Source organism: Streptomyces sp. NPDC002870, assembly GCF_042888505.1.
Lineage (GTDB): Bacteria > Actinomycetota > Actinomycetes > Streptomycetales > Streptomycetaceae > Streptomyces.
On record NZ_JBIAPW010000078.1, the window covers coordinates 1 to 4,708 of the forward strand.

The window sequence follows — 4,708 nt, forward strand, 5'->3', positions numbered from 1 at the left end:
CGGGTGTTGGGTGTGGTGCAGGAGTGGTTGGCGGAGGAGCGGTTCGCGGGTTCGCGGTTGGTGGTGGTCACCGAGGGGGCGGTGGCGGTTGATCACGGTGCGCCGGATCCGGTGCTGGCGGCGGTGTGGGGTTTGGTGAGGGCGGCGCGGGCGGAGAATCCTGGCCGGTTCGTGCTCGTGGATGTGGATGGCACGGCCGAGTCCTGGGCCGGGCTCGGAGGTGCGCTGGCCCTGGACGAGCCCGAGTTCGCGCTGCGTGGTGGCACCGTCCGTGCTCCGCGGGTTGCTCGTGTGACGAGCGGTGGACCTATGGCGATTCCGGCGGCTGCCGAGGGCGGGTGGCGGTTGGACATTGCGGAGAAGGGCACGTTGGAGGGCTTGTGCGTGACGGCTTGCCCTGAGGCTGCGGGTGAGTTGGGTACAGGTCAGGTTCGGATCGCGGTACGGGCCGCCGGGGTGAACTTCCGCGATGTGCTGAACGTCCTGGGGATGTATCCGGGCGAGGCGGGTCTGCTGGGTCTGGAAGGTGCGGGTGTGGTGACCGAGGTCGGCCCCGGGGTCTTGGGGTTGGCCGTCGGTGATCGCGTGATGGGGATGCTGTCGGGGGCGTTCGGTCCGGTGGTCGTGGCGGATGCACGGTTGGTGGTGCGCATCCCGGAGGGGTGGTCGTTCGCGCAGGCGGCATCGGTGCCGATCGTGTTCCTGACGGCGTACTACGCGCTGGTGGATCTGGGCGGGTTGCAGGCCGGCGAGTCGGTGCTCGTTCACGCTGCCGCGGGTGGGGTTGGTATGGCCGCCGTGCAGTTGGCGCGGCATCTCGGCGCTGAGGTGTTCGGCACCGCGAGTCCCGGGAAGTGGGGAACGCTGCGCGGGTCGGGTCTCGATGCGGCGCATATCGCGTCCTCACGTGATCTGGACTTCGAGCGGTCGTTCCTGCAATCGACCGGCGGTCGGGGCATGGATGTGGTGCTGGATTCGCTGGCACGCGAGTTCGTTGACGCGTCGTTGCGGTTGCTGCCCCGTGGCGGACGGTTCCTGGAGATGGGCAAGACCGACATCCGCGAGCCCGAGCAGGTGGCCGCCGACCATGTCGGCGTGCGCTACCAGGCGTTCGACCTGATCGAGGCGGGGCCCGACCGGATCGCGGAGATGCTGACCGCGCTCCTCGATCTCTTCGAGCGGGGTGTGCTGAAGCCGTTGCCGGTCACGGTCTGGGACGTCGGGCGGGCACCGGAGGCGTTCCGATTCCTGAGCCAGGCGCGGCATGTGGGCAAGGTAGTGCTGTCGGTGCCGACACCGTTGGACACCGACGGCACGGTACTGGTCACCGGCGGTACGGGTGGTCTTGGCGCTCTGGTGGCTCGGCGTCTGGTGGCCGAGCACGGGGTGCGCCATCTGGTGCTGGCGAGCCGGCGCGGGGTGGACGCGCCCGGGGCCGGTGAGTTGGTGGCGGAGCTGGCCGTTCTGGGTGCCCAGGTGGAGGTCGCGGCGGTTGACGTCGCTGACCGGGAGGCCGTGGCGGAGCTGCTGGCGGCGGTTCCGGTTGCGCATCCGTTGACCGCGGTGGTGCATACGGCGGGTGTGCTGGATGACGGTGTGGTGTCTTCGCTGACGCCGGAGCGGTTTGATGCGGTACTGGCGCCGAAGGCGGATGCGGCCGTGTATTTGCATGAGTTGACGCGTGGGCTGGATCTGGCGGCGTTCGTGATGTTCTCGTCGGTGGCGGGGACGTTCGGCAGTGCGGGTCAGGCCAACTATGCGGCGGCGAACGCGTTCTTGGACGCTCTGGCGGAGACACGGCGTGCGGGTGGTCTGCCGGCGACGTCGTTGGCGTGGGGTCCGTGGGCTCCCGGCGCGGGGATGACCAGTGAGTTGAGCGAGGCGGACCTGCGGCGTATGGCCAGGTCGGGCATGCTGCCGCTCTCTGCAGAACAAGGACTGGGACTCCTGGACGGCATCCTGGACAGCGGCCGCCCTGCACTGTGCAGGCCCGCCGTACTGCCCGTGAACCTGGACACCGCCACGCTGCGCAGGTCGGGCAAGGAAGTGCCGCCGCTGCTGCGCAACCTGGTCCGTGCCTCAGTCCGCCGCAGCGTCGAGGCTCACGCTCCGAGCGCCAAGGAAGGCGACCTCGTACGGCGGCTGGCAGGACTGGCCCCGGACGAGCGGGAGAGCCTGGTGCTCGAGTTGATCCGTGCTGGGACGGCCTCGGCGCTGGGGTATGCGTCCGCGGCGGAAGTCGACGCGGACCAGTCGTTCAAGGTTCTGGGATTTGACTCGCTGACGTCGGTGGAGTTGCGCAACAGGGTGAACTCGCTGACCGGACTGCGGTTCTCGGCGACCTTGGTGTTCGACTACCCGACTCCGGCGGCGCTGGCTCGATATGTTCTGGGCGAGTTGGTGGGGGGTGCGGAACAGCTCTCTCATTCCGTGCTGCCTGCGTTGGTGGGGGTGGACGACGATCCGGTGGTGATCGTCGGGATGGCGTGCCGGTTCCCGGGTGGGGTGGAGGTTCCTGAGGATCTGTGGCGGTTGGTCGTGGAGGGCGGGGAGGGTATCGGCGCCTTCCCGGCGGATCGTGGGTGGGATCTGGAGGGGCTGTTCGACCCGGATCCGGGGAAGCTCGGTACGTCGTATGTGCAGAGGGGCGGGTTCCTCTACGACGCGGCGTCGTTCGATGCGGGGTTGTTCGGGATTTCGCCGCGTGAGGCGTTGGCGATGGATCCGCAGCAGCGGTTGCTGCTGGAGACGTCGTGGGAGGTCTTCGAGCGGGCCGGGATCGCTCTGGAGTCGCTGCGGGGGAGCCGGACCGGTGTCTTCGCGGGGGCCATTGGCCAGGACTACGGCTCGTGTCTGCGGGAGGCTTCGGACGGTGCCGACGGGTATGTGCTGACCGGGAACACGGGCAGTGTCGCGTCGGGCCGGATCTCCTACACCTTCGGCCTTGAAGGACCGGCGGTGACAGTGGACACCGCGTGCTCGTCATCATTGGTGGCGTTGCATCTGGCGGTGCAGGCGCTGCGGTCGGGCGAGTGTGATCTGGCGCTGGCCGGCGGCGTGACCGTCATGTCGACGCCCGACACCTTCGTGGAGTTCAGTCGGCAGCGCGGACTGGCCGCGGACGGCCGGTGCAAGGCGTTCTCGGATGCCGCGGATGGTACGGCGTGGTCCGAGGGTGTGGGTGTGCTGCTGGTGGAGCGGTTGTCGGATGCCCGGCGCAACGGCCACCAGGTGCTCGCGGTGGTGCGTGGCAGCGCGGTGAATCAGGACGGTGCGTCGAATGGTCTGACGGCGCCGAACGGGCCGTCGCAGCAGCGCGTGATCCGTCAGGCGCTGGCAGGGGCGGGTCTGTCGGCGGCGGACGTGGATGCGGTGGAGGCGCACGGTACCGGGACGCCGCTCGGGGACCCGATCGAGGCGCAGGCGTTGCTGGCGACGTACGGGCAGGGTCGGCCGGAGGATCGGCCGTTGTGGCTGGGGTCGTTGAAGTCGAACGTCGGTCACACGCAGGCGGCTGCGGGTGTGGGCGGTGTGATCAAGATGATCACGGCGATGCGGCACGGTGTGCTGCCCCGTACCCTCCATGCTGATGTGCCGTCGTCGCATGTGGACTGGTCAGCGGGCGACGTCCGGTTGCTGGCGGAGAACACGGAGTGGCCGGAGAGCGATCGGCCGCGTCGGGCGGGTGTGTCGTCGTTCGGTATCAGTGGGACGAATGCGCACGTGATCCTGGAGCAGGCTCCGCCGGTGGAGGCTGTCGCGGACGAGGACGCTGGGTCCGGTGAGGGCGAGGGTCGCGAGCTGCCGGTGGTGCCGGTGGTGGTCTCGGCGGTGAGTCCCGATGGTCTGCGGGGGCAGGCTGAGCGGTTGCTGTCGTTCGTGGAGGCTGACCCCGAACTGCCGCTGAGTGATCTGGCCCTGTCATTGGCGACGACGCGTTCGGCGCTGGAGCACCGGGCAGTCGTACTCGCCTCGGAGCGCGAAGAACTCTTGCAAGGGCTACGGGCTCTGGCTGAAGGGGATCCCGAGGCGAACGCGGTCCTGGGCTCCGTGGAAACCGGGGGTCGTACGGCGTTTCTGTTTGCGGGTCAGGGTTCGCAGCGGTTGGGGATGGGCCGGGAGTTGTATGGGGCGTTCCCGGTTTTTGCTGCCGCCTTTGATGCGGTGTGTGGCTTTGTGGATGGTGAGTTGGGGTGTTCGCTGCGTGGGGTGGTGTTCGGTGGCGATGCGGAGCTGCTGAACCGGACGGAGTTTGCTCAGCCTGCGTTGTTCGCGCTGGAAGTGGCTCTGTTCAGGTTGGTGGAGTCGTGGGGTGTGCGGCCGGATGTTCTGTTGGGGCATTCGATCGGTGAGTTGGCGGCCGCGTATGTCGCTGGGGTCTGGTCGCTGGAGGATGCGTGCCGTCTGGTGGCTGCCCGTGGCCGGTTGATGCAGGCTCTCCCGCCGGGCGGGGCGATGGTCGCTCTTCAGGCGTCGGAGGCGGAGGTGCAGCCGCTGCTGGCGGGCCGCGAGGGTGAGGTAGGTCTGGCGGCGGTCAACGGTCCGGATGCGGTGGTGATCTCCGGTGCCGAGGAAGCGGTCGCGGAGATCGCCGAGTGCTTCCGGGGTCTGGGGCGTAAGACGACGTCGTTGCGGGTGAGTCATGCGTTCCACTCGCCGTTGATGGACCCGATGCTGGAGGACTTCCGCTGGGTCGCGGAGAGCATTT

1 protein-coding gene is annotated in these 4,708 nt (G+C 68.6%); it reads left to right on the plus strand.

All coding sequences use genetic code 11. The features are described from left to right. A partial coding sequence (locus tag ACFYWY_RS38030) for an SDR family NAD(P)-dependent oxidoreductase (protein ID WP_389196051.1) occupies positions 1-4,708 on the plus strand: 4,708 nt, incomplete at both ends.